The sequence below is a fragment of the Aeromicrobium sp. genome, from assembly GCF_023146395.1.
In the GTDB taxonomy this organism is placed as follows: Bacteria; Actinomycetota; Actinomycetes; order Propionibacteriales; family Nocardioidaceae; genus Aeromicrobium.
The window spans coordinates 139141-163594 of the sequence record NZ_JAGLCD010000001.1; the positions used below are offsets into that span (position 1 = coordinate 139141).

Here is a 24454-nt window from a genome sequence, read left to right on the forward strand (position 1 = left end):
CGTTCCTCGATGACCGTCCTCGGTGTGGGCGTCGACCTCGTCCACGTGCCGTCGTTCGCCGCCCAGCTGGCGCAGCCCGGCACGCGGTTCGCGGAGGCGTTCACGCCGGGGGAGCGGGCCGATGCGGCCGAGCGGGCCGATCCCGATGCCTCCCTCGCGGCCCGGTGGGCGGCGAAGGAGGCGGTCGTGAAGGCCTGGTCGGCCGCGCTGTTCGGCTCCCCGCCGGGGCTGCCCGAGGGCGTGCACCGGCGGATCGAGGTCGTCTCCGACGCCTGGAACCGCCCCGCCGTCCGTCTCCTCGGCGACGTCGCGACCGCCGTCGCCTCCTCCGTCGGCCCCGACCTCCACTGGCACCTCAGCCTGTCCCACGACGCCGAGTACGCGACCGCCTACGTCACCCTCACCCGCTGACCCCCGCCCGGGCACGAGTTACGGAGTTGACTCCGTAACTGGGGACTTCGCACGGGACGTGTGCCGTGCGAAGTCCCGACCTGCCGTGCTGAGTCAGGCGCCGAGGTCGATGACGCGGCGGACGAACCGGGCTGACCGCGCGAGGTCCGCGCGGACACGGGCCGCGAGTCCTCGCTCGTGCGAGGGATCCAGGTCCTGCCACGTCCAGCGCGTGACACCGTTGGCCCGCTGCCGGATCGCGTCTTCGCGACGCTTCTCGTCGACCAGCACCTGGCCGACGTCGGTGGCGTAGGGGTTGAGGCGGCCGTACTTCACCAGGCCGTCGAACTCGCCGACGTGACAGAACAGCTCCCACCAGAAGTCCGACCGGGCGATCACGAGACCGGATGCGTCGCGGAGCTCGTGCTGCAGCTCGGGCAGGGCAATGGCGTGCGCGGCGAAGAAGCACATCGAACGCACCTCGCCGACCGACTCGAGACGGGGATCGGCGAGGTGGGCCGCGCGAGTGGCGGAGACCGCGCCGGGCCACCGTTCGACCGCCGTGATCAGCTCGGCGATCTCCGCCTCGGGCACGCCGGCGTCGCGCATGGCCGACGTGAACGTGACGGCACCCGTCGCGGTGGTGCCGGCCAGCGCGGTCTCCACCGCGGCGCGGGCGGGGGAGGACACCAGGATTCCGTCGATCTCGACGAGGTCGGCGTCGTCGATCTCGCCGCAGTGGAACCGCACGCCGGCGTCGAGGCGGCCCGAGCGACCATCGAGCCGTCCGACCTGCACCTCGGCCAGGTCGACGCCCCACAGGTCGAGCCCGTGCAGGGCGGCGGCGGAGTGGTGCGACGCGTAGACGTGCCGTCCGAGCTTGGCGAGCACCGCGCGGGCGAGGATCTGGTGGCGCTCGACGGATGACGAGGCTCGCCAGGTCGGGCCGTGCGCATAGGTTCCGTAGCGGACACGGGTGATGTCGCCGTCACGCAGCGCACGCCGCAAGGCCGTGTCGGTCCAGCCGAGGTCGTGCAGCTCGTGCCGCTCGAGAGAACCGCCGACGGCGTGGAACAGGTGTCCGAGATCGTCCATCGCGCCAGGATCGCCAAGCCTGGACCGCAGGGGGCGACCCGCGGCAGCGCCTGTGGACGCGGCCGGCTTGGGGACGATGGCACTCCGCACGGAGACTCGTGACTTCGCACGGGACGTGTGCCGTGCGAGGTCACGAGTTGCGGAGTGGACTCCGTAACTCGGCGCAGGCGGGCAGCGGGGTCAGGCCTCGGCGGCGAGGAGGTACGCGGCGAGGAGGCGCTTGAGCTCGATGACGGCCTCGGCGTGGGCCTGGCCGTCGCGGATCGAGAAGTTGAGCATCGAGTAGGTCACGTGAACCAGGACCTCGGCGACGATGCGGCGGCGCTCGCGGGGGGTGCCCGGGGTCAGGGGGGCGAGCGCGTGGGCGACGGAGGCGGCGAGGTCGCGCTCGGTGACCGCGGCCGTCGCGCGGGTGGCGGGCGTGGCCTGCACGGCGTGCCAGACCGCGCGACGCGACGGGTCGGCGACCCACAGCGCGGCGATGTGGTCGATCAGGCGGTCGAGGAAGCGCAGCCAGTCGAGCGTGGGGATCTGGCCGGCGAAGGCCTCCAGCTCGGACTTGACCGCCACGGCGTCCTGGCGGTCGAGCTCGCACACGATGACGTACTTGTTCGCGAAGAACTGGTACAGCGTCCCGATCGGCAGCTCGGCGCGCTGGGCGACCTCCTCGCACGTGAACGACTCGAACCCGACCTCCAGCAGGAGCTCACGCGAAACTGCCAGAAGAAGATCGAACTTCTTCTGGCTCCGCTCCTGCGTCGGGCGCTTGCGTGGCTCGAGGATCTCGACCGTCACGCGTCACACCCTAGTGGCCTCCAGCCCGGCGGCGACCAGAACGACGACAGCGTCGCCGAGCCCGTCGAAGCCGCCACCCACGGTCTGGCCGTGGCTGTGGCGGTAGTGGATGCCCTCGAGGATCACGGCGAGCTTGAAGAACGCCAGCCCGATGTGGAAACCCATCGCGCCCAGGTCGCGGCCTGACGTCGCCGCGTACCGCTGCAGGATCTCGTCCCGCGTGGGGTAGCCCGCGGCGAGCGGCGCGTCGGTCACGGCCGCGCCGCCCCCGGACATGGCCATCTGCTGGTAGGCCAGCATCAGGGCGACGTCGGTCAGGGGGTCGCCGAGCGTGCTCATCTCCCAGTCGAGCACCGCCGTGATGCGGTCGCGCCCGTCGGGCGTGGAGTCGACCAGGGCGTTGTCGAGGCGGTAGTCGCCGTGGACGATCGTGCCCTCCGAGTGCGTCGGCAGCTGGCGCTCGAGCTGGGTCGCGAGCTCGTCGATCCCGGGGATGTCGCGGCTGCGTGAGGAGTCGAGCTGCTTGCGCCACCGGCGCAGCTGGCGCTCGAGGTAGCCGTCGGGACGACCGAAGTCGGCCAGACCGACCGACGCGGGGTCCACCGCGTGCAGGTCCACGAGCGTGTCGACCAGACGATCGGCGATCGCCCGCGTGCGGTCGGCGCCGATCTCCTCGAGCTGGGCGGCACGGGAGTACGGAGTGCCCGGCACCGACGCCATGACGTAGAACGGGGCCCCCGTCACGGCGGCGTCGTCGCAGTGCGCGTGCACGACCGGCACGGGCACCGCGGTGTCGGCCAGCGCCTTCATGACGCGGTACTCGCGGCCCATGTCGTGGGCCGTGGCCAGCACGTGACCCAGCGGCGGGCGGCGCACGACGACCTCGGTCGCGCCGTCGGTCACGCGGTACGTCAGGTTCGACTTGCCGCCGGTGATCAACGAAGCCGTGAGCGGCTCGCCCAGGAGGCCGGGCACCTCCCGCGCGAGCCAGCCACCGACGGCGTCCAGATCGAGTCCGTCGACCTGAGCGCGGTCATTCATGGCCGTCAGTCCTTCGGTCCGCCGGCGACGTAGATGACCTGGCCCGAGACGAACCCGGCACCCTCGCTCACCAGGAACGACACGGTGTGCGCGATGTCCTCGGGCTGGCCGACGCGGGCCACCGGGATCTGCTCGGCGCTGAACTTGATGAAGTCGTCGAAGGGCACGCCGATGCGCTCGGCGGTAGCCGCGGTCATGTCGGTCTGGATGAAGCCCGGAGCGACGGCGTTGGCCGTGACGCCGTACTTGCCGAGCTCGATCGCGAGGGTCTTGGTGTAGCCCTGCAGGCCGGCCTTGGCGGCGGAGTAGTTGGCCTGGCCGCGGTTGCCCTGGGCCGAGGTGGAGGACAGGTTGACGACACGACCGAACTTGGCCTCGGTCATGTACTTCTGCGCCGCCTTGACGGTGTTGAACGCGCCGCGCAGGTGCACGGCCATGACCGAGTCCCAGTCCTCGACGGTCATCTTGAACAGCAGGTTGTCGCGGATGATGCCGGCGTTGTTGACCACGACGGTCGGCGCGCCGAGCTCCTCGGCGATCTTCGTGACGGCCGCGTCCACGCTGGCCGGGTCGGCGACGTCGGCGCCGACCGCGAGGGCCTTGCCGCCGGCGGCGGTGATGGCGTCGACGACGGGCTGGGTCCGGTCGGCGTCGAGGTCCAGGACGGCCACCTGCAGGCCGTCGGCGGCGAGGCGCTGGGCCGTCGCTGCGCCGATGCCCTGAGCGGCGCCGGTCACGATCGCGGTGCGGGTCTCGGTCACGAGTTCTCCTCAGAGGTGCGGGAAGTGGGGGTCACGGGGCCCGGTAAGCGCTCGCTTAGTCGGGCTCCCTGCACCGTAGCGCATCGCCGCGGCGCGGGGGGAGGGGTGGCGTGATGCTCGCCACGATCGAGAAATCGTCCCGCCGCAAACATGAGGAATGCCTCATGTTGTGGTTTACTTGAGGAAACCCTCATGTTTTGGAGGCATGGTGACTCAGCTCGATCTCGCAGCACTCGACGCGTCCGCCCACCGGTCGGCCCTGACGCAGCGTCGCCGTGACCGCCTGGCGCGCGTGGAGCCCCGTGGCGCCCGCCAGCACACCGCTCGGGAGCGCGTCGAGCTCCTGGTCGACGCAGGGTCCTTCGTCGAGATCGGTCCGTTGCGCACGGCCGACGGCAAGGGCACGGGCGTCCTGACCGGCTGGGGGCGCGTCGACGGGCGTCATGCCGTGGTGATCGCCCACGACGCCGCGGTCGCCTCGGGCGCCATCGGCGCGGTGTTCGCCGACGCGGTGCAGAAGGCCCAGCAGCTCGCGATCGACCGGGGATTCCCGATCGTCTACCTGAACGACTCCGGCGGAGCCCGCGTGCCGGACGGGATCTTCGCGCTCCACGGCTGCGGGGGGATCTTCACGCTCAACGTCCTGGCGCAGCGCCGCGTGCCGCAGATCTCCGTGATCCTCGGCCCCTGTGCCGGTGCCGCGGCGTACTCGCCGGCGCTGACCGACTGGACGATCATGGTCAAGGGCCACGGTCACATGTTCCTGACCGGTCCGGACATCGTGAAGGCCGCGACGGGCGAGGACGCCACCGCCGACGAGATCGGCGGCTCGCAGCTGCACACCGTCACGTCCGGTGTCGCCCACCTGGAGGTGGAGGACGAGGACGCGGCGCTCGCCGAGACGCGTCGTCTGCTGTCGTTCCTGCCCTCGCACGTGGGCGCGCCGATGCCCGTCGTGGCGCCGGTCGAGCCCGATCCGGTCGCAGTCGAGTCCCTGCCCTTCGTCGTGCCGGAGAAGGCGAGCGTCGTGTTCGACATGAACCGCGTGCTCGACGGCGTGCTCGACGCGGGTGAGCGGCTCGAGCTCATGCCCGGCCACGCGCCGAGCGTCCTGACCGTCCTCGGTCGCCTCGACGGCAGGCCGGTCGGCATCATCGCGAACCAGCCGGGTGCCCGCGGGGGCATCCTCGACGCGAAGGCCTCGGTCAAGGCGGCCCGCTTCGTCGAGTTCTGCGGTCGCTTCGGACTCCCGGTCCTGACCTTCGTCGACGTGCCGGGCTTCCTCCCGGGCACGGTCGAGGAGGGGCGCGGCGTGATCACCCATGGGGCGAAGCTGCTCAAGGCCTACATCGAGTCGCCTGCGCCCGTGCTGACCGTGGTGGTCCGCAAGGCTTACGGGGGCGCCTACATCGCCATGGGCGCGAAGTCGCTCGGAGCGGACTTCCAGTGGGCCTGGTCCAACGCCGAGATCGCCGTCATGGGTCCCGGTGGCGCCGTGACGCTGCTGCACCGCCGCGCCCTCGCGGCCGCCGACGACCCCGTCGCGCTGCGCGACGAGCTCGCGGCGCAGTACCGCGAGGAGGTCGCGCGCCCGTACGTCGCGGCCGAGTCGGGGATCGTCGACGACGTCATCGTGCCCGAGGAGACGCGCAGCCGCCTGTCCGACGCGCTTCGCATGCTCTGCGCGGACCCCGCATGACGACCGCGGCGCGCGCCGAGATCGTCGCGAACGTCTGGAAGATCGTGGTGCGCGAGGGCGACCCCGTCGCGGCGGGGGACGAGCTCGCGATCCTGGAGTCCATGAAGATGGAGATCCCGGTCACGGCTCCCTCGACCGGCCATGTCGTGCGCATCTGCGTCGAGCAGGGCCAGATCGTCCAGGAGGGTGACGTCGTGGTCGAGATCGACCCGACGGTCGGCGCCTGAGGACCCCGTGCCCCGCGCCCGGGATCGGGCGCTGAGATGATCCCCCGATGACGCGCTACCGGCTTCCCATGCGTTGGGCCGATCTCGATCAGCTCAACCACGTCAACAACGTGGTGTACCTCGAGTACGCGGCCGAGGCGCGGGCGGCCCTCGTCGAGGACGGTGTGCTCGACGAGGGGCTCGCGCCGGTCGGTGTCGAGATCGAGTTCGCGCGACCGATGCCGCTCTCGCGGCGAGCCGTCGTGGTCGACCAGCGGCTCGACGGCGCGGTGCTGACCCAGGAGATCTCGCACGAGTCCGACGGTGAACGCGTCGTGTTCGCCCGACTGACCACCCGTCTCGGCACCCCCGTCGACCTCGGCGCTCCCCAGGTGGAGGGCACGGTGGTGCCGTTCCGGGGGCGGCGCGGCGACGTCGACGGCGCGGGGCACGTCGACGCGGTGCGGATCTTCGAGTACTTCCAGGAGACTCGTGTCATCTGGATGGCCGGTCGGTCCGGAGAGTCTCGTGAGATCGGGAGCGTCGTCGTGGCCCACGTGGGTGTCGAGTACGGGCCGCCGGTCGTCTGGCGTCCAGCGCCGTGGGACGTCGTCGTGGGCCTGGAGAGGATCGGTGACAAGTCGTTCACGCTGGCCAGTGAGTGGCGCGACGGCGAGACCGTGCTGGCCCGCAACACGGCCGTGCTCGTCGCCTTCGACGTCCAGACGCAGAAGGCCCGGTCGTTGACCGAGGCCGAGCGGGCCTATCTGAAGCGCCTCGCGTCTGCCTGAGGGCCCGCGGCCGGGGATCAGCCCGGCGTGTTCACCATGAACTGGGCCGCGTGCTGGGCGTAGCTCCAGAAGCGGGCGTCCTGCTCGGGGGTCAGCCGGGCCTCGTCGAGGCCGGCGCGGAAGTGGCCGAGCCACCGCTCGCGGGCCTCGTCGGTGACGGCGAACGGCGCGTGACGCATGCGCAGGCGCGGGTGGCCTCGCTGCTCGCTGTAGGTGGTGGGTCCGCCCCAGTACTGCTCGAGGAACTGAGTGAACCGCTCCTCGGCGGGACCGAGGTCGGCCTCGGGGTACATCGGTCGCAGCACCGGATCGGCGGCCACGCCCTCGTAGAAGACATGCACGATCCGGGCGATCGTGGCGCGCCCGCCGATCTCGTCGTAGAAGCTGATCTCGGACTCGGGTGGTGTGGTCACTCTGGCTCCGGGGCGGTGGCGAGGATGGAGGACGGGATCCGGATGCCGGCCTCGTCGAAGGCGGCCTTGATGCGCTCGCGCATCGTGCGGGCGACGGTCCACTGCTCGAGCGGCGCGGTCTTCAGCACGACGCGCACCACGGCACCGTCCTTGTCGAAGCGCTCGACGCCCCAGACCTCCGGCTCCTCGATGATGACCCCGCGCAGGGCCGGCTCCTCGTACAGCGTGTGCGCCACCTCGGCGAGCACCTCCTGCACGTGGGCGAGGTCGGCGTCGTAGGTGACCGTGACGTCCAGGACCGTGCGGGCCCAGTTCTGCGACTGGTTGCCGATGCGCACGATCTCGCCGTTGCGCACGTACCAGACCGTGCCGTTGACGTCGCGCAGTCGCGTGATGCGCAGGCCGACCGCCTCGACCGTGCCGCTGGCCTCGCCGGTGTCGACGAAGTCGCCGACGCCGAACTGGTCCTCCATGATCAGGAAGATGCCGGCCAGGAAGTCCTTGACGAGCGTCTGCGCACCGAAGCCGAGCGCCACGCCGAGGATGCCGGCGCCGGTCAGGAGCGGGGCGATGTTGACGCCGACCTGGTCGAGCACCATGACGAAGGCGATGGCGACGATGGTGATCGTGGCGATCGAGCTGAGCAGGTCGCCCATGGCGGACGCGCGTTGTTGGCGTCGCGCGGAGGCGCCCGGTCGCAGGTCGGCCAGCAGCTCGCCAGCCTTGGAGTTCGCCAGCACGCTCGGCACCGCGCCGCGGCTGGCACGACGGACGATGCGTGCGATGAACCGCTTGGCGAGCCAGCGGATGATCAGTGCGACGACGATGATGACGAGGACGCCCGTCGGGCGTTCCACGAGGTACTCGTAGAGCTTTCCGTCGGGCAACGACAGGTCGAGGTCCGGCATGTCGTCCAGCGTACGGGCCGGTACGATGAGGTCATGTCGACCCCCGCGCGCCTGCTCGCCCTCGCCACGACCGTGCTCACGATGATCGTGCTGGCCCCGGCCGCCGCCCTGGCCGATGCCCCCGTCGCCTGGGAGACCGAGGAGGGCCTGGGCTTCTTCGGTTACCTGGTCCTGCTCGGCGGGATCCCGGTCGCCATGATCGTCGTGATCTGGGTGCTCACGGCCCTGCTGTCGCGCAAGAACTACGTGCCTCCGGCGCCGGGCAACGAGATCCACGTCTCGGCCAGCGACGTCGACCACCACTAGTCCGACCCGTTGCCGGGGTCCTCGCGCCCCGGCCCCTCACACCCCGCCGCCCGGAGCCCGCTCCGGGCGGCGTCGTCGTCCCCGACGACATGCGTCGACCCCGCTCGGGGCCGTCGCCGAGGACCACGTGCGAGGTGAGGCCGGCGGTCTGCTCACCCCCGAGGCCCGCGCGGTGCTGCGCGGGACCCTGGGGGCTTCGGCGACCTGAGGTGTCAGGCCGAGACGCCGGCCCGGGCTCGCAGGGCCCGTGCGAGGTCGTCGCGGCCCTCCTTGACGTAGCGCACCGCGGCCGCCGGAGCCGACGTCGTCTGCAGCCAGCTGTCGACCCGGTCGAGCGTCGCAAGCTCCGGGTTGGCGTTGGGGAACAGGTTGATCAGGGCGATCTGCCCGATCCAGACGCCCATCTCGTCGATCACGGTCTCGGCCATCGCGAGGTACTTCTCGACGTACGGGCGCAGGACCTCGGCCTGACCCGCGACCTGGATGCCGGCGGCGATGCTGCGGCGGGTCTCGTTGGGCGTGCTCGCGTCCTCGACGGCCCGGCGCCAGGCCTCGGCCTTGGCCTCGGCGAGCGGACGCAGGGCCAGCGCGCCGGCGGCGTGCTCGCGCCCCGAGCTCGTGGCGTCGCGCTCGAGCTCGGCCGCGATCTCGTCGGCGTCGGCGTGGCCGATCCGGGCCAGGGCCGACACCAGCGTCCAGCGCAGGTCCGCGTCGACCGTGAGGCCCTCGAGCTCGCCCGCGAGCAGCGTCCGCAGGAGCTCCGGTGACCGTGCTGCACCGGCGTAGCCGCGCACGAGGGCCAGCTGGTGGTCGCTGCCCGGCTCGGCCGCGTGCACGAGGTCGCGGATGCCGGACTCCCAGCGCCCGGCGAGGGCGTCGAGCTCGGCCTCCGGCGTGTAGAGGTTGACGGCACCGAGCCCCTGTCGCAGGAGCGCGCCGACCGCGACGAGGTCGGTCTCGGTGCCGATGCCGGCCAGCACGAGATCGATGAAGTCGGAGGAGGCCAGCTCGGCGTCGCGGGTCATGTCCCACGCCGCGCCCCAGCACAGTGCCCGGGGAAGGGACTGCTCGAACGTGGAGATGCCGCGCTTGAGCGTGGCGAACGACCGGTCGTCCAGGCGGATCTTGGCGTAGGTGAGGTCGTCGTCGTTGAGCAGCACGAGATCGGGCTGGCGGACCCCGATCAGCTCGGCGACCGAGGTGCGCGCGTCGCGCACGTCGGTCTCGATGCGATCGCGACGGACGAGGCGCCCCTCGGCGAGGTCGTACAGGCCGATCGCGATGCGGTGCCGGCGCAGCGTGGGGTGATCGGGATGGGCGGTCTGCACGACGTCGAACGAGGTGAAGACGCCATCGTCGTCCGTCGTGAGCTCGGCGCGCAGGGTGTTCACGCCGGTGGTCTGCAACCACTCCGCCGACCACGACTGCAGCTCGCGGCCGGACGCCTCCTCGAGCTCGTGCAGCAGGTCGCCCAGCTCGGTGTTGCCGAAGGCGTGCTTGGCGAAGTACGCGCGCAGCCCGGCGAGGAAGTCGTCCAGCCCGACCCAGCTCACGAGCTGCTTGAGGCTCGAGGCGCCCTTGGCGTAGGTGATGCCGTCGAAGTTGGCCTCCACGGCGTGCAGGTCGTAGTTGTCGGCCGCGATGGGGTGCGTCGAGGGGAGCTGGTCCTGGCGGTACGCCCAGTTCTTGCGGTTGTTGGTGAAGCCGGTCCACGCGTCGGTGAAGCGCGTGGCCTCGACGCTGGAGTGGTGCGCGGCCCACTCGGCGAAGGACTCGTTGAGCCACAGGTCGTCCCACCACTTCATCGTCACGAGGTCGCCGAACCACATGTGGGCCATCTCGTGCAGGATCGTGTTGGCACGCTGCTCGTACGCCGCGACGGTCTGGCGGCTGCGGAAGATCATCTCGTCGCGGAAGGTCACGCAGCCCGCGTTCTCCATCGCGCCCATGTTGTACTCCGGCACGAAGAGCTGGTCGTACTTGCCGAACGGGTAGCCCATCTGGAACGCGTCCTCGAAGAACGCGAAGCCCTGCTTCGTGATCAGCAGGATGTCGTCGGCGTCGAGGTAGGGCACGAGCGACTGTCGGCAGAACACGCCGAGCGGGATCTCGCCGTGGTCGCCCACGTAGGTGTCGCGCACGACGTGGTAGTCGCCGGCCACGAGCGCCGTGATGTAGGTCGACATCTTCTGGGTGGGCGCGAAGTGCCAGGTGCTGGCCGGCTGGGGTGTCGTGCCCTCGGCGGCAACGGGCACGGGCTCGGGCGTGGGGGAGTTCGACACGACCTGCCAGTGCGACGGCGCCGTGACGTGGAACGTGAACTCGGCCTTCAGGTCGGGCTGCTCGAACGTCGCGAACACCCGACGGGCGTCGGGCACCTCGAACTGGGTGTAGAGGTAGACCTTGTCGTCGCTCGGGTCGACGAATCGGTGCAGGCCCTCGCCCGAGTGCGAGTAGAGGTTGCGGGAGGTGACCACGAGCTCGTTGCGCTCCTGCAGTCCCTCGAGCGGGATGCGGCTGTCGGCGTAGACCGCCGGGTCGATCGCCTCGCCGTTGAGCGAGATCGCGTCGACCTCGGCGTCGACGAGGTCGACGAATGTCGAGGCTCCCGGGGTGGCGGAGAACGTCAGGGTCGTGACCGACCCGAAGCGCTCGTCGCCGGCGGTCAGGTCGAGCGCGACGTCATAGGTCGGGTCGGACACGACCGATGCGCGCGCGAGGGCTTCTTCACGGGTGAGATTGGTGCCGGGCATGGTGCCCACTCTGTCACCGCCGGCCGCCGGGCTCGTCCCGGGGACGCGTCAGCGCCGCGTCGCCGTGGCGTAGACCAGACCCCGGCGGGGCGGACCGAATCTGATCGCTTGCGGTTGGTGGTGCTGAAGTTCGAGGGGTTGAGGGTCCCACGTCACCCTCAACCCCTCAGGTCTCGTGGTCCAGCAACCGCAACCCCTCACACTTTGTCCCGACTGACACGTCCGTCCCCGGCGAGCAGGCACCTTCACGTCGGGCAGGATGGAGGCCATGGCCGTCCCCTTCGCCGCCTCCGAGCGGTCCACGGTCGGCATCGAGTGGGAGCTGGCCCTCGTCGACGCCGACTCCGGCGACCTGCGTCAGGTCGCGGAGTACGTGCTCGAGGCGGTCGCGCCCGTCGGCGGTGGGCAGCATCCGCACATCCGCCAGGAGCTGCTCGTCAACACCGTCGAGGTCGTCTCCGGGGTCTCGCGCACCGTGGCCCAGGCCGGGCAGGACCTCGAGCGCAGCATCGAGCTGATCCGCACCGTCACCGATCGGCTCCGTGTCGAGCTGCTGTGCGCCGGGACGCACCCGTTCTCCCGCTGGGACATGCAGAAGGTCACCGACAAGGAGCGCTACGCGACCCTGATCGACCGCACGCAGTGGTGGGGCCGTCAGATGCTGATCTACGGCGTCCACGTGCACGTCGGCATCGAGGACCGAGACAAGGTCCTGCCGATCAGTCGCGCCCTGCTGGGGCACTACGGGCACCTGCTCGCGCTCAGCGCGTCGTCGCCGTACTGGGGCGGCAAGGACACCGGCTACGCCTCCAACCGGGCCCTCATGTTCCAGCAGCTGCCCACCGCGGGCCTGGGCTTCCAGTTCGACACCTGGCCCGAGCTCGAGGGATACGTCGAGGACATGCTCCACACCGGTGTCATCGACTCCTTCGACGAGATCCGCTGGGACATCCGTCCGTCCCCCAAGTTCGGCACGATCGAGGTGAGGGTGTGTGACGGCATCCCCACCCTGACCGAGGTGCTCAGCATCTCGGCGCTCGTCCACTGCCTCGTCGAGCACTTCTCGCGCGAGCTCGACGCCGGTCGTGAGCTGCCGACGATGCCCCCGTGGTTCGTGCAGGAGAACAAGTGGCGCGCGGCGCGCTACGGCATGGACGCGATCCTGATCCTCGACCGGGCCGCTGACGAGCAGCTCGTGACCGACGACCTCGCGCGCTGGCTGCGCGTGCTCGAGCCCGTCGCCCACGACCTGGGCTGCACCACCGAGCTGGCCGGTGTCGCCGACATCGTCTCCGCTGGTGCGTCGTACCAGCGTCAGCGAGCGGTCGCCGCCACGCACGCCGGAGAGCTCGACGCGGTGGCCGCCGCGCTCGTGGAGGAAATGCGCACGGGCCGTCCGGTGTTGGGCTGAGAAGACCTGTCCTGTCCCTGACTACCTGAGGAGCACCCGTGGCTGCCGAGAACGTCGACTTCTGGTTCGACCCGCTGTGTCCGTTCGCCTGGATCACGTCTCGCTGGATGCTGGAGGTCGAGAAGGTCCGTGACGTCGAGACCACGTTCCACGTCATGAGCCTGTCGGTGCTCAACGAGGGCAACGACGTCCCCGACGAGTACCGCGAGATGATCCAGCGCGGGTGGGGCCCGGTGCGCCTGGCCATCGCGATCGAGCAGCAGCACGGCCCCGCAAAGTTGCGCGAGTACTACACCTCGATCGGCACCAAGAAGCACAACGACGGTCGTGAGTTCGACGCCGACCTGTTCGCCGAGGTGCTCGCCGAGATCGACCTGCCCACCGAGCTGGCCGCGGCCGCCGACGACACGTCGCTCGACGACGCCGTGCGCGCCTCGCACCAGGTCGGGATCGACAAGGTCGGCCAGGAGGTCGGCACGCCGGTCATCGAGATCGCGGGTGTCGCCTTCTTCGGCCCGGTGCTGCAGTCGATCCCCAAGGGCGAGACCGCGGGCACCGTGTTCGACGGCGCCCGGGCGCTCGCCGGGTTCCCCGACTTCTTCGAGCTCAAGCGCACCCGGCACGGCGAGCTCGACTTCAGCTAGATGGCGCTGCATCCCCAGGCGCGGGCGTACCTGGCCTCCCTCGGTGATCCCGACGCGCTGTCGGTCGAGGGCGTCCGCGCGGCGCGGGTCGAGATGCGGGCCGCGGTGCCTCCGCTGGCCGGCCGGGTGGCGCTGGAGCACGTGGCCGACGTCGACGCCGGGGGAGTCGGGGGGCGGCTGTACCGGCCGCACCGGGGTGCGCCTGTCGCGCTCTACGTGCACGGCGGTGGCTGGGCGCTGCACGACCTCGAGACCCACGACGCCTTCTGTCGCTACCTGGCCGATGCGGCGGGCATCGCCCTCCTCGCGGTCGACTACCGGCGCGCACCCGAGCACCCGTACCCGGCGCCGCTCGACGACGTCGAGACGGCGGCACGGTGGCTCCGCGCGACGGCCTCCGCGCTCGAGGTCGACGCCACGTGGCTGCCGGCGATCGGGGACTCGGCCGGCGGCAACCTCGTGGCCGGGCTCGCCGTGCGCGACCCCCGGGCGGTCGACCTCCAGGTGCTGCTGTACCCCGCGGTCGACCGGCGCGCGGACCTGCCCGACGAGGACAACGCGGCCCTGGACGCGAGCGGCATGACCTGGTTCTGGGAGGCGTACGCGCCCGGCGCGGCCGGTGATCATCCGGAGGTCTCGCCGCTGCGAGCCGACCTCGCCGGGCTGCCACCGGCGATCGTCGTCACCGCCGAGCACGACGCGCTGCGCGACCAGGGCGAGGCGTACGCGGCCGCGCTGGCCGACGCCGGCGTGCCTGTCGTGGCGCACCGGGTCCTGGGCCAGGTCCACGGGTTCTGGCGTCAGCCTGACGTGTTCGACGCCTCCCGCGCCACGGTCGCGACCGTCGCGGCCCTCCTGCGGACCAGCCGCCCGCCTGGCGCGCCGTCCTGACAGGATGGGCCCCATGCGCGTCCACGTCGCGGCGGATCACGCCGGATTCGAGCTCAAGACCCACCTCCTGACCTGGCTGGCCGACCACGGCTACGAGCCCGTCGACCACGGGGCGTTCGCCTACGACGCGCTCGACGACTACCCGCCGTTCTGTGTCGCGGCCGCGGAGGGCGTCGCCGCCGACCCCGGCTCCCTCGGCATCGTGATCGGCGGGTCGGGCAACGGCGAGCAGATCGCTGCCAACAAGGTCACGGGCATCCGTGCCGCCCTGGCGTGGAGCACCGAGACCGCCTCGCTCGCCCGTCAGCACAACAATGCCCAGGTCGTCTCGATCGGCGCGCGCATGCACTCGCAGGACGAGGCCACGGCGATCGTCGAGACGTTCCTCACGACGCCCTGGAGCGACGAGGCGCGGCACCAGCGCCGCATCGACCTGCTGCTCGGCTACGAGACCACGGGCACGTTTCCCGACGCTTCGGGCCCCGGCGCGGGTGCCTGAGGGCCACACCCTCCATCGTCTCGCGGCCGACCTCACCGAGAGCTTCGCGGGTCGGCGCGTCCGGTCCACGAGTCCGCAGGGCCGGTTCGCGGCGAGTCGGCTCGACGGCCGCGCCGTGGCGGGGGCGCAGGCGTGGGGCAAGCACCTGTTCGTGAGCGTGCTCGACGCCCCGTGGCAGGTGCATGTGCACCTGGGGCTCTACGGCTCGTTCCGGATCCAGGCCGGATCGCGGCACCCGGTCGTGGGCCAGGTCCGGTGGCGGCTCACGGCCTCGGCGAGATCCGGCAGCCCGGTGACGGCCGACCTGCGGGGCCCGACGGTCTGCGAGCTCCTGATGCCGGAGGAGGTCGACGCGGTCATCGCCCGGCTGGGACCCGACCCGTTGCGGGCCGACGCCGACCCCGACCGAGGCTGGGCGCGCCTGCGCCGGTCCAGTCGGCCGGTCGCGGCGCTGCTGCTGGACCAGACCGTGCTGTCCGGGGTCGGCAACGTCTACCGGGCCGAGGTCCTGTTCCGTCACGGCATCGATCCGATGACCCCCGGATCGGCGATCGACCGCCCGACGTGGGACGCGATCTGGCACGACCTGGCCGCCCTGATGAGGATCGGAGTCGAGCGCGGCCGGATCGACACTGTCCGCCCCGAGCACGAGCCGGAGGCCATGGGGCGTCCGCCGCGCGAGGACGACCACGGCGGCGAGGTCTACGTGTACCGGCGCGACGCGATGCCGTGCTGGATCTGCGGCACGCCGGTGGCGACGCGAGACCTCGATCAACGTCGGTTGTTCTGGTGCCCGAGCTGCCAGGTCGCCGATAGTGTCAGCCCGTGACCAGACCGGCTCATGGAGCGTCTCGCGCGGTGCGTGAGTACGTCAACGACACGGTCGTGCGATGGCGCAGCGGCACCCGGGAGGGGCAGCTCACGGTGCTGGCCGCGATCGTGGGGGTCGACGTGGCGTTCCTGGCGATCTCGCTCTACGACTACAACCGGATGCCGATCAGCGGCTTCTACGTGCCGCTGCTCCTCGGGATGCTCCTGCTGCGGTTCTGGCCGCTCGTCACGCTGGTCTCGATCACGACCGTGTTCGGAGCGATCACGGTCGTCGCCCAAGGCCCGCTCACGACCGCGCGCACCACCTCGATCCTGCTCATGGTGTGCTCGATCAGCCTGATCCTCTACCAGGCCAGCCGCCAGCGGTCCGGTCTCCCGGGTCCGCTGGGGCAGGCCATGCTGGTCGACCTCCGCGACCGGCTGCAGTCCCAGAGCACGATCCCGGACCTCCCGACGGGCTGGCGCAGCCAGTCGGCCATGAAGACAGCCAGCGGCATCAACTTCGCCGGCGACTTCCTCGTCGCCAACCTCTCGAAGGACCAGCGCCGGCTCGAGATGGTGCTGGTCGACGTCTGCGGCAAGGGCGTCGGGGCGGGGTCGCAGTCGTTGCAGTTCGCCGGTGCTCTCGGCGGGCTGATCGGCGCGCTCCCGCCCGTCGGGCTGTTCGGAGCCGCGAACGACTTCCTGCTCCGCCAGCGCTGGGACGACGGCTTCGCGACCGCCGTTCACGTGCTGGTCGACCTGGAGTCGGGGGAGTACTCGATCCTGAACGCGGGCCACCCACCCGCGATGCGGTGGGACGCGGTGGCCGGGGAGTGGGTCATCGACGGGGCGCGCGGTCTGGCGCTCGGCATCGACGAGCGCCCGGAGTTCCACCAGACCACGGGCCGGCTCGACCACGGGGACGCCCTGATGTTCTACACCGACGGCGTCGTCGAGTCGCGCACGCGCGACATCGGCGCCGGGATCGAGTGGCTGCGGGAGGTCGCACGTCCGATCGCCGCCGCGGGGCTGGACAACGCTCCGCGGCGCCTGCTTGCGCTCGTCGCGGAGGGCGGCGACGACCGGGCCGTCCTGATCATCGAGCGCCGCGCCTGAGCGCGGCCAGGGGGTGACCCTCCCCGGCCGTAGACTGCGCGGACCGATCGATGGGGGAGACGCGCGCATGGCACGCCGGTGGATCGAGGACGACCCGTGGGACGAGGTCGACGGGTCCCTGCCCGAGCCCTCCGAGGAGTCGCGCGCGCCCGGAGTTGCCGTCGTGCTGGGTCTCGGCTCCGTGGTCTCGGCGCTGGCGGCGGTCGTCGCCGTGCTGGCGCTGATCAGCTAGGGCGCACAGGACTCGGTCGCGTCCGGAGGCTGTGGCATCATGGGGGCGCCGCGCGAGCGGCATCGCGGACGTAGCTCAATGGCTAGAGTCTCTGCCTTCCAAGCAGAATGTTGCGGGTTCGAGTCCCGTCGTCCGCTCCACGGGACCGCATCGGCGGAGGCCGGCGCAGAAAAGACTGCAGGTACGCCCGATCGGTGCGAAACTGGCCACGAAGGGCCGTTGCTCGACCAGACGTGAATGCGTCGTCCTGCTCGCTCTCGCCATTGCTGGGCTTCGGGAGGAAGCGCAGGCACGCTCACCGCGACCTTGGCCGATCACCCGTCCTGGCCGTTGCGGAGTGGTCCGCCAACCGCGAAGCCTTTCGCCGGCACGGACGATCAGAAGCCGCGACCCTTCTTCGCCTGGTCGTGAGAATCGACCAGCATCATGTTCCGTCCTCCCCGTTCCGTGCGCCGGGAAAACCGTCGTGACCTGCGCCGCCCCCGACTGCTCATCGGTGCGGCCCTCGTGGCCGCCCTGTGCTGGACCGGCGCGCCGGGCGCGTACGCCGCGGACCCGGAGATCGACCTGCAGTCGGCCGGTGCGTTCTCCGTGCTCGCCGGATCCGGTGTGACCAACACCGGTGACACGCGCCTGGCGCAGAGCATCGGCTCGCACGAGACACCGACCATCACGACCGACACACCGTTCACCTTCACCGCCCCGGGCGCGACGAACCATGCCGGCGACGCGGTCACCCAGCTGGCGAAGGCCGATCTGCTCACGGCGTACAACGCGGCCGCTGGCGCGCTGCCGCCGACCGCGATCCCGCAGGAGCTCGTGCGGACCGAGCCCTACCTGCCCGGGATCTACGCCGTCGAGAGCAGCATGCTGCTGAGCGGGGCGATCACCCTGGACGGCGGCGGCCGGTCGGACGGCGTCTTCGTCTTCCAGGTGCCGAGCTCGCTGACGACGGCGTCGAACTCCGTCGTGCTCTTCGTCAACGGGGCGCAGCCCTGCAACGTCTACTGGCAGATCGGCAGCTCCGCGACCTTCGGTTCCGGGACCGTGTTCGTGGGCAACGTCCTGGCCGACACCAGCATCACCGCCAACACCAACGCGACCTTCCAGGGTCGTCTTCTGGCGAGCAACGGGGCCGTGACCCTCGACACCAACACCATCACGGTACCCGCGTGTCAGGTCGACGGCGACGGCGACGGTGACGGGGATGGCGAGGGCGACGGGGATGGCGATGGTGACAGCGACGGCGAGGGCGGCGGAGGCACGACCGACCCCGGCAGCGGCACGCCGTCCGGCCCGGGCACCGTGACCCCAGGCTCGGGTGACGGCGGCGCAGGCGTGGGTGGCGGCGCGGGCTCCGGCTCCGGCACGCCGCCCGGCGCGTCGCAGCTCCCGGCGACCGGAGGACCGGCCGTCACCCTGCTGGCAGCCGGCGCGCTCGCCCTCGTCGGCGGGGGGCTGCTCCTGCAGCGGTTCCGGGGACGAGCAGCCTAGGGCGTCAGCGGTCGGTCTAGACTCGGCCGCTGTCACGGGATGTAGCGCAGCTTGGTAGCGCATCCGCTTTGGGAGCGGAGGGTCGCAGGTTCAAATCCTGTCATCCCGACTCACCGGATCGCCGGGGGGATTTGAGGAGGAGGCGCGCCAGCGCCGACGGGGTCCTGTCATCCCGACTCACCGGATCGCCGGGGGGATTTGAGGAGGAGGCGCGCCAGCGCCGACGGGGTCCTGTCATCCCGACTCGCCGGATCGCCGGGTCGTCTGCCCCGGATTTGTGCAGGAACTCGGCTGTTCTGACCGTTCCCGGCCGAATTCGTGCACGAATCGGGTGGGAACGAATCGGGCCCGAATCGGGCACGTCGTCCGGGCGCGACCTCGACTCTTGAGGATCCGGTCGAGTGACGTTCACCTGGGCGGCACCGCGGCGTCCGCCGGTGCTGGAGCAATGGGGGTGTGCAGCGGTTCGAGGCGCCGACACGTCGCCAGGTCCTGATCGGCGGCATGAGCCTTGCCGCGGTCGCCGGGGTCGTGGGGCCCGCAGCGTTCCCCTCACCCGCGACGGGCTACCGCCACCACCGCTTCCAGCACGGGGTCGCGTCGGGAGACCCGCTGCCTGACGGGGTCGTGTTGTGGACCCGCGTGACCCCGTCGATCGAGGCGGTGCCCGGCTCCGGACTGGGGGATCCGGCGGAGGTGTACTGGGAGGTCGCGGCCGACGAGGGCCTGCGCGAGGTCGTCGCCTCCGGCACGGTCACGACGGACCCGGCCAGCGACCACACGGTCAAGATCGACGTCACGGGCCTGCTCCCCGGACTCACCTACTTCTACCGGTTCCGCAGCGGTCCCGACAGCTCGATGGTGGGTCGCACCCGCACGGCGCCGGCGCAGCACGCGGCCGGTGGTGCTCTGCGGTTCGGGGTCGTGTCCTGCGCGAACTGGCAGGCCGGGTGGTTCAGCGCCTACCGGCACCTCGCTGAGACCGACGACCTCGACGCCGTGATCCATCTGGGCGACTACCTGTACGAGTACGAGCGTGGCAAGTACTCGTACGGCTACGACTGGGTCGACGTGCGCGCTCACGAACCGCCGCACGAGACCGTCACCCTGGCCGACTACCGCACGCGTCACGCCCAGTACAAGACCGATCCGGACCTGCAGGCGCTGCACGCGCTCGTGCCGTTCATCGTGACGTGGGACGACCACGAGGTCGCCGACGGCTGGTTCCCGGGCGGTGCGTTCGAGCACCAGGCCGACGAGGGCAGCTTCGCCGAGCGCCTGGAAGCTGCCCAGCGGGCCTACGACGAGTGGATGCCCGTGCGCCTGGGCGGCACCGCCGTGGTCGGCGACGGCACGCGGATCTACCGCCGGATCCGGTTCGGTGCCCTCGTCGACCTGATGATGCTGGACCTGCGGGGGTATCGCGACGAGCGGGTCGACCACGACGACCCCGCGCTGACGGCCGACGACCGCCAGCTCACGGGAGCCGAGCAGCTCGCCTGGCTCGCGGGCGAGCTGGCGACCTCGCCGGCACGGTGGAAGCTCATCGGCAACCCGGTCATGGTCGCGCCGATGCTGATGCCGCAGCGCCCCCGCGGACAACAGCTCGCGCTCGTCACCACGACCGACCCGATGTCGTGGGGCCCCGCGGAGCCGAACACCGACACGTGGGACGGCTACCCCGCGCAGCGTCGCGCCCTCCTGCAGCACATCGAGGACCGCGGGATCGACGACGTCGTGTTCCTCAGTGGTGACGTGCACACCGCGTGGGCCAACGAGATCCGGGGATCCGACGGCGCCCCGGTCGCGGCCGAGTTCGTGTGCGCGTCGGTCACGAGCAACAACGTCGACGACTACATGGGGACGGCCCCACGGTCGGTGTCGGTCGCGATGGAGGAGGCGATCATGGACCTCAACCCGCACGTCCGCTTCGTCAACCTCGACGACCACGGGTACTGCGTGCTCGAGGTCGACGAGGCGGGGGCGCGGATGGAGTGGTGGGCGGTCAGCGACCGCGCCGACCCGGACGCCTCGACCCGGCGGCTGGCGACGCGGACCCTTCGGTCCGGATCCTCGCGGATCCAGACGGTCTGACCCTGGTGCGCCTGGCGCCGTGCTCCGCGACCTGCGTGCGGGGCCGTGCCCGCGAACCCGTAGACTCGCCACCGGCCCGCGTGAGGTTTTCCGCGGGCCCGGCTGTTCATGCAGCCCCGCGTCACCTACCGCACAGTCGTCCACCGCAGGAGTCATCCACGTGAAGAGCACCACCGAGAACCTGAGCCCCACCCGGGTCAAGCTCACCATCGAGGTGCCGTTCGACGAGTTCAAGCCCGCTCTCGACAAGGCCTACAAGTCCATCGGCTCGCAGATCCAGGTGCCGGGATTCCGTCGCGGCAAGGTGCCTGCGGCCGTCGTCGACCAGCGGGTCGGGCGAGGTGTGGTGCTCGACGAGGCGATCAACGCCGCCCTGCCGGACTGGTACCGGGAGGCCCTGCTGGAGACCGACCTGCAGCCGCTCGGCCAGCCCGAGATCGACCTGACGAAGTTCGCCGACGGTGAGGACATCGAGATCACCGCCGAGGTCGACGTGCGTCCCGAGGTCGAGCTGCCCGATCTGACCTCGGTCGAGGTCGAGGTCACGGCGATCGAGGTCGGCGACAGCGACGTCGACGAGCAGCTCGAGGCGCTGCGCGAGCGCTTCGCGACCTACACCGGGGTGGAGCGCGCCGCGGCGAAGGGTGACCAGGTCACGCTGAGCCTGGCGGCCGCGCACAAGGACGGCACCGTCATCGAGGACGCCACCGCGGAGGACCTTCCCTACCGGGTCGGCGGCAGCGAGATGCTCGACGGTCTCGACGAGGCCGTCACGGGCCTCGAGCCCGGGAGCACCGCGACGTTCGCCACGACCCTCGTCGGGGGCGAGCTCAAGGACACCGAGGTTGACGTCACCGTCACGGTGACCGAGGTCAAGCAGACCGAGCTCCCCGAGCTCGACGAGGAGTTCGTCCAGATGGCGTCGGAGTTCGACACCCTCGAGGAGCTCCGGGCCGACCTGCGCGAGCGCATCACGCGCGGCAAGCGCATGGAGCAGGCCGCCGAGGCGCGCGACCTGGTCCTCGACGAGCTGCTGAGCAAGGTCGAGGTCCCGCTGCCGGAGACGCTCGTGGCCGAGGAGCTCGCCGCCCGGCGTCAGCAGATCGAGCAGCAGCTCGCCTTCTCCGGTGTCGCGTTCGAGCAGTACCTCGACGACCAGGAGCAGACGGCCGACGAGTTCGAGGCGGAGCTCGAGAAGTCCGTCCACGACTCGATCGTGTCGCAGTTCATCCTCGACCAGATCGTCAAGACCGACGAGATCGGTCTCGACGACAACGAGCTGACGCAGCACATCATGCGCCGCGCCCAGCAGTCGGGGGAGGACCCGAACTCCTACATCCAGCACATCATGGAGCACAACCACGTGCCGGAGATGGTCAGCGAGGTGCTGCGCGGCAAGGCGCTCGCCTCGCTCGTCGAGGGCGCCACGGTCAAGGACTCGACCGGGGCCGAGATCGACCTCGCCTCGCTCCAGGCCGACGGCTCGCTCAAGAGCGAGACCGCCGAGGACGACGCGTCCGACCAGGACTGAGCTCACACCTGCACCACGCCGGCGGGCGAGTCATCGCTGGGCGGGCCACGGACTGAGCACGGCAGACCGTGACATGGCGCGGGAGATCTCCCGTGCCATGTCACGCGTTACGGAGTGAGCTCCGTAACGCGCGGCGGTCGGCGGAGGTGGCCCGTGACCAACGACGCGTCCGTCTCGTCTTGGCATCGCGTGGTGCGAGTTGTCACACTGAGTGACATGCCCACCGATCCCGCCCGGACCACCGATGTCGCGGCGCTCGCGCTCGAGTACGGCGACCGGCTCCTGGTGGGTACCGTGCGCGACGTGCACCGCGCGGTGGCGGAGCGGGCGTTCCGCGCCACCCGGATCGTGGGTGGTCGTGTCCCCGAGTCGCTGCACGATGCCGTGGCCACGTCGATCTACGGCGCCATCAGCGGCGTGCTGCGGGTCTCCAGCGGCTCGGTCCGCGCGCTGTCCGCACGCGGGGTGGGCCGCCCTGTCGAGTCGACGCGCCTCGGTCGCGGGGTCGTGGCCGCGGTCAACGGGATGGTCGGCGACGAGCTGCGACGCCTGGACGACCCGCAGGCCATCACGATGGCGGTCCGTGTCGACGGTGCCGACGTCCCCGTCACGGGCTGGCCGCTCGCGGAGGCCTTCCGCGACGCCACGAGCCACATCGTGCTGTTCCTGCACGGCCTGTGCGAGGACGACGAGTCGTGGAACCAGGGCCGGCGCGCCCACGGCACGTCCTACGCCGAGCGGGTGGGCGCCGAGACCGACGGCACCCCGGTGTTCGTGCGGTACAACACGGGACTGCACATCTCCGAGAACGGCAAGCACCTCGACGCCCTGCTGCGTCAGCTGGTCGAGTCCTGGCCGGTGCGGGTCACGCGCGTGACCCTCGTGGGTCACTCGATGGGCGGCCTCGTCGCCCGTGCGGCCACCAACCACGCCACGGCCACGGGTGGCACGTGGACGGGGCTGGTCCGTGACGTGGTCTGCCTCGGCACGCCCCACTCCGGCGCGGTGCTGGAGAAGGCCGTTCACGCCGGCTCGCGGGTGCTGCGCTTCCTGCCCGAGTCGCGACCGTTCGGCCACCTCCTCGACACCCGCTCGGCCGGCATCGTCGACCTGCGGCACGGCTACATCAGCGCCGACGAGTGGGAGGGGCAGGACCTCACGGCGCGCTGGGGCCTGGACCGCATCGCGGCGGCGCCGCTCGCCCACGCCGAGTACCACTTCGTGGTGGCCACGATGGGCGCGACCCAGAAGCACCCGCTGAGCGCGGTGCTGGGCGATCTGCTGGTGCACTTCTCGTCGGCCGCGGGCATCGGACGCAGCGGCCCGATCGTCGACGGCGCGAGGTTCGAGTACATCCCGAGCGCGCACCACTTCGCGCTGCTCAACCACCCGCAGGTGGGCGACTGGCTCGTGACCTGGATCAAGGCATCGGGTCGCGAACGGCGCGCGATCGTGGCCGGCGAGGCCTGAGCGTCCGCATACCGCTGGTATGTGAGGCCGGATTCGAGTAGGTTCCGGACATGGTCAACCGTGACATCATCACTGACAGCATCGAGATCGCCGCACCGCCAGCCGTGGTCTGGGCCCTCGTCTCCGACCTGAAGCGCATGGGGGAGTGGAGCCCGCAGTGCCGGCGCATGATCGTGCGCGGCGGCGAGGTCGCGCAGGGAACCCGCACGATCAACATCAACCGGCAGGGCTGGAAGGTGTGGCCCACGCGGTCCTACGTCAAGGTCTTCGAGCCCGAGCGCACGCTCGCCCTGAAGATCGCCGAGAACGGCACGATCTGGACCTACGAGCTGGAGCCCGTCGCGGGCGGCACGCGCCTGACCGAGTCGCGCACCGCACCGAACGGCGTGTCGAGCCTCTCGAACTTCCTGAGCAAGCGCGTCCTCGGCGGCACGGAGAACTTCGAGGCCGAGCTCGAGCGCGGCATCCAGGACACCCTGGCCCGCATCAAGCACGAGGCCGAGAAGACGCACGCGGGCCGGTCCGCCTGATGGCTCGCGCGCACGTGGCGCCGCTCGTCGCCTCGATCGACATCGCCGCGACTCCCGCGCAGGTGTGGAGCCTGCTGGAGGACCAGCGCCGCATGAACGAGTGGAGCGACGAGACCTGGAAGCAGGCCTTCCTCGGATCGCCGCTGCGGGCCGGCACCGTCAGCCTCAACCTCAACAAGCGCAAGGCCGCGATCTGGCCGACCGTGAGCCGCTACCGGGAGGTCGTGCCCGGGCGGCGTCTCGCCTTCCAGGTCATCGGCCCGGGCGCCACGTGGAGCTACGACCTGCAGCCGAACGACGACGGCGGCACGGTCGTCACCGAGACCCGGGTGCTCAAGAATCACCGGGCCACGATCGCCTCGGTCGTCACGGCAAACCTCATGCTCGGCGGGCTCGCGAGTCACGAGGCCGAGATCCTGGCCGGCATGCGCGCCACCCTGGAGCGCATCAAGGCCGAGGTCGAGGGCCGCTGAGCCGAGCCCGCCCGCGGTGGGCCTGCTACGCCCATGGCGAACAGGGCGTGTTGGCGCGTGTGTCGGATCGATCGGCCAACTAGGGTCGGTGACGTGAA

General features: G+C 71.1%; 25 protein-coding genes and 2 tRNA genes. 20 read left to right on the forward strand and 7 right to left on the reverse strand.

All coding sequences use genetic code 11. From position 1 onward, the window contains the following. Positions 1 to 9: 9 nt before the first annotated feature. Positions 10 to 411: a holo-ACP synthase gene (locus KAG51_RS00660; RefSeq protein ID WP_290579572.1), complete on the forward strand. Its 402-nt coding sequence runs from the start codon at positions 10 to 12 to the stop codon at positions 409 to 411. A gap of 93 nt (positions 412 to 504) precedes the next feature. Here the strand turns inward: KAG51_RS00660 and KAG51_RS00665 are convergent, their stop codons facing one another. The 4 genes from KAG51_RS00665 to KAG51_RS00680 form a co-directional block, all read right to left on the reverse strand. Then, positions 505 to 1485 (reverse strand): hypothetical protein, encoded by a 981-nt coding sequence (locus KAG51_RS00665; protein WP_290579574.1) that lies wholly within the window; start codon positions 1483 to 1485, stop codon positions 505 to 507. 180 nt (positions 1486 to 1665) lie between these two features. Continuing rightward, on the reverse strand, positions 1666 to 2280 hold the full coding sequence (locus KAG51_RS00670) for a TetR/AcrR family transcriptional regulator (protein WP_290579576.1): 615 nt from the start codon (positions 2278 to 2280) through the stop codon (positions 1666 to 1668). A 3-nt stretch (positions 2281 to 2283) separates the two neighbouring features. Continuing rightward, positions 2284 to 3321: a phosphotransferase family protein gene (locus tag KAG51_RS00675; protein WP_290579578.1), complete on the reverse strand. Its 1038-nt coding sequence runs from the start codon at positions 3319 to 3321 to the stop codon at positions 2284 to 2286. A gap of 5 nt (positions 3322 to 3326) precedes the next feature. Beyond that, complete coding sequence (locus KAG51_RS00680; protein WP_290579579.1) at positions 3327 to 4082, reverse strand: SDR family oxidoreductase; 756 nt, start codon at positions 4080 to 4082, stop codon at positions 3327 to 3329. Between the two features lie 205 nt (positions 4083 to 4287). Here KAG51_RS00680 and KAG51_RS00685 point away from each other — a divergent pair, with 205 nt between their 5' ends. From KAG51_RS00685 to KAG51_RS00695, 3 genes are read left to right on the forward strand one after another with little or no spacing between them, the layout of a single operon-like run. Further along, positions 4288 to 5781 carry an acyl-CoA carboxylase subunit beta gene (locus KAG51_RS00685; protein ID WP_290579581.1) on the forward strand — a complete coding sequence of 498 codons (1494 nt, stop codon included), beginning with the start codon at positions 4288 to 4290 and terminating at the stop codon, positions 5779 to 5781. Beyond that, the gene (locus tag KAG51_RS00690) at positions 5778 to 6008 is read left to right on the forward strand and encodes a biotin/lipoyl-binding carrier protein (protein ID WP_290579583.1); all 231 of its coding nucleotides are present in this window, start codon (positions 5778 to 5780) and stop codon (positions 6006 to 6008) included. The genes KAG51_RS00685 and KAG51_RS00690 overlap by 4 nt, the downstream gene beginning before the upstream one ends. Positions 6009 to 6055: 47 nt before the next feature. Then, complete coding sequence (locus KAG51_RS00695; RefSeq protein ID WP_290579585.1) at positions 6056 to 6778, forward strand: thioesterase family protein; 723 nt, start codon at positions 6056 to 6058, stop codon at positions 6776 to 6778. Between the two features lie 17 nt (positions 6779 to 6795). Here KAG51_RS00695 and KAG51_RS00700 read toward each other — a convergent pair whose 3' ends face one another. Further along, positions 6796 to 7191: a globin gene (locus KAG51_RS00700; protein ID WP_290579587.1), complete on the reverse strand. Its 396-nt coding sequence runs from the start codon at positions 7189 to 7191 to the stop codon at positions 6796 to 6798. Further along, entirely contained in the window at positions 7188 to 8099 is a 912-nt protein-coding gene (locus KAG51_RS00705; RefSeq protein ID WP_290579589.1) for a mechanosensitive ion channel family protein, read from the reverse strand. Before KAG51_RS00705 ends, KAG51_RS00700 begins: the two co-directional genes overlap by 4 nt. 33 nt (positions 8100 to 8132) lie before the next feature. Between KAG51_RS00705 and KAG51_RS00710 the strand changes: the two genes are divergently transcribed. Then, positions 8133 to 8405, forward strand: a complete 273-nt coding sequence (locus KAG51_RS00710) for a hypothetical protein (protein WP_290579591.1) — start codon at positions 8133 to 8135, stop codon at positions 8403 to 8405. Positions 8406 to 8617: 212 nt separating this feature from the next. On the opposite strand, the gene pepN is transcribed toward KAG51_RS00710, so the two are convergent. Next, positions 8618 to 11158 carry an aminopeptidase N gene (gene pepN, locus KAG51_RS00715; RefSeq protein WP_290579593.1) on the reverse strand — a complete coding sequence of 847 codons (2541 nt, stop codon included), beginning with the start codon at positions 11156 to 11158 and terminating at the stop codon, positions 8618 to 8620. A 268-nt stretch (positions 11159 to 11426) separates the two neighbouring features. Here pepN and KAG51_RS00720 point away from each other — a divergent pair, with 268 nt between their 5' ends. From KAG51_RS00720 to KAG51_RS00790, 15 genes are all read left to right on the forward strand, one after another. Beyond that, on the forward strand, positions 11427 to 12569 hold the full coding sequence (locus tag KAG51_RS00720) for a glutamate--cysteine ligase (protein WP_290579595.1): 1143 nt from the start codon (positions 11427 to 11429) through the stop codon (positions 12567 to 12569). 38 nt (positions 12570 to 12607) lie between these two features. Further along, positions 12608 to 13213, forward strand: coding sequence for a disulfide bond formation protein DsbA (locus tag KAG51_RS00725; protein ID WP_290579597.1), 606 nt, complete (start codon positions 12608 to 12610; stop codon positions 13211 to 13213). Further along, positions 13214 to 14104: an alpha/beta hydrolase gene (locus KAG51_RS00730; RefSeq protein ID WP_290579599.1), complete on the forward strand. Its 891-nt coding sequence runs from the start codon at positions 13214 to 13216 to the stop codon at positions 14102 to 14104. It begins immediately after the preceding gene. A 13-nt stretch (positions 14105 to 14117) separates the two neighbouring features. Then, complete coding sequence (locus tag KAG51_RS00735) at positions 14118 to 14603, forward strand: ribose-5-phosphate isomerase (RefSeq protein WP_290579601.1); 486 nt, start codon at positions 14118 to 14120, stop codon at positions 14601 to 14603. Further along, complete coding sequence (locus KAG51_RS00740; RefSeq protein WP_290579603.1) at positions 14596 to 15432, forward strand: DNA-formamidopyrimidine glycosylase family protein; 837 nt, start codon at positions 14596 to 14598, stop codon at positions 15430 to 15432. The genes KAG51_RS00735 and KAG51_RS00740 overlap by 8 nt, the downstream gene beginning before the upstream one ends. A gap of 29 nt (positions 15433 to 15461) precedes the next feature. Then, positions 15462 to 16532, forward strand: coding sequence for a PP2C family protein-serine/threonine phosphatase (locus KAG51_RS00745; RefSeq protein ID WP_290579605.1), 1071 nt, complete (start codon positions 15462 to 15464; stop codon positions 16530 to 16532). Positions 16533 to 16599: 67 nt separating this feature from the next. Beyond that, positions 16600 to 16764 carry a hypothetical protein gene (locus KAG51_RS00750; RefSeq protein ID WP_290579607.1) on the forward strand — a complete coding sequence of 55 codons (165 nt, stop codon included), beginning with the start codon at positions 16600 to 16602 and terminating at the stop codon, positions 16762 to 16764. A gap of 64 nt (positions 16765 to 16828) precedes the next feature. Beyond that, a tRNA-Gly gene (locus KAG51_RS00755) sits at positions 16829 to 16904 on the forward strand. A gap of 286 nt (positions 16905 to 17190) precedes the next feature. After that, positions 17191 to 18258, forward strand: a complete 1068-nt coding sequence (locus KAG51_RS00760) for an ice-binding family protein (protein ID WP_290579609.1) — start codon at positions 17191 to 17193, stop codon at positions 18256 to 18258. A 35-nt stretch (positions 18259 to 18293) separates the two neighbouring features. Continuing rightward, positions 18294 to 18367: transfer RNA gene (locus KAG51_RS00765), tRNA-Pro, on the forward strand. A gap of 347 nt (positions 18368 to 18714) precedes the next feature. Next, the gene (locus KAG51_RS00770) at positions 18715 to 20352 is read left to right on the forward strand and encodes an alkaline phosphatase D family protein (protein ID WP_290579611.1); all 1638 of its coding nucleotides are present in this window, start codon (positions 18715 to 18717) and stop codon (positions 20350 to 20352) included. A gap of 160 nt (positions 20353 to 20512) precedes the next feature. Further along, positions 20513 to 21883, forward strand: coding sequence for a trigger factor (gene tig, locus KAG51_RS00775; protein WP_290579613.1), 1371 nt, complete (start codon positions 20513 to 20515; stop codon positions 21881 to 21883). A 216-nt stretch (positions 21884 to 22099) separates the two neighbouring features. Next, the gene (locus tag KAG51_RS00780) at positions 22100 to 23353 is read left to right on the forward strand and encodes a hypothetical protein (protein ID WP_290579615.1); all 1254 of its coding nucleotides are present in this window, start codon (positions 22100 to 22102) and stop codon (positions 23351 to 23353) included. 50 nt (positions 23354 to 23403) lie between these two features. After that, complete coding sequence (locus tag KAG51_RS00785) at positions 23404 to 23883, forward strand: SRPBCC family protein (protein WP_290579617.1); 480 nt, start codon at positions 23404 to 23406, stop codon at positions 23881 to 23883. Then, complete coding sequence (locus KAG51_RS00790) at positions 23883 to 24356, forward strand: SRPBCC family protein (protein WP_290579619.1); 474 nt, start codon at positions 23883 to 23885, stop codon at positions 24354 to 24356. The genes KAG51_RS00785 and KAG51_RS00790 overlap by 1 nt, the downstream gene beginning before the upstream one ends. The last annotated feature ends 98 nt before the right edge of the window (positions 24357 to 24454 follow it).